The 552-nt window shown below is 52.7% G+C and carries 2 tRNA genes; both read right to left on the bottom strand.

The features are described 5' to 3' along the window. Window positions 1-65: 65 nt before the first annotated feature. Window positions 66-141 (bottom strand) — tRNA-Ala (locus tag RJ32_RS00120). A 250-nt stretch (window positions 142-391) separates the two neighbouring features. After that, window positions 392-468 (bottom strand) — tRNA-Ile (locus RJ32_RS00115). Window positions 469-552 lie beyond the last annotated feature (84 nt).

Here is a 552-nt window from a genome sequence, read left to right as displayed (position 1 = left end):
ACTGAGTTACCGGTAAATATTCTTGTTTAAGAACACTTAACGCTAACGGTTACGAAGAGAAGAAATGGTGGAGCCAAGCGGGATCGAACCGCTGACCTCCTGCGTGCAAGGCAGGCGCTCTCCCAGCTGAGCTATGGCCCCTTTGGTGCGTGGCTTTGCGATAACACTCCAGCGCCGCGTTACTGCACCTCATTCGCTCAGTCACGTACCAACGTACGCTCCTTCACTCATATCGGCTTGCGCCTTGCTCTGAAGCGTTCTCGCTGCGCTTAAACATCGCGAGCTTGAATCGCTAAACCCAATAAGGGAATTTCAAGCGAGGGCAAGGCGGAAGCCGAGGACGTGTACATCAGTACACGACGAGGTTTCCAACGCAGCCATCGCGCAGAAATGGTGGGTCTGGGCAGACTTGAACTGCCGACCTCACCCTTATCAGGGGTGCGCTCTAACCAGCTGAGCTACAGACCCAGTTTCTTCTCTGTCTATATCAAGCCTGCAAACTGTGTGGACACTTACTCACACGGATGTGAGGTATACAAAAAATGCAGGACA

The sequence above is a fragment of the Idiomarina sp. 28-8 genome, from assembly GCF_000320945.2.
GTDB lineage: Bacteria > Pseudomonadota > Gammaproteobacteria > Enterobacterales > Alteromonadaceae > Idiomarina > Idiomarina loihiensis.
The sequence above is the reverse complement of the archived record's forward strand: the minus strand, read 5'-3'. Positions and strand labels throughout refer to the sequence as shown.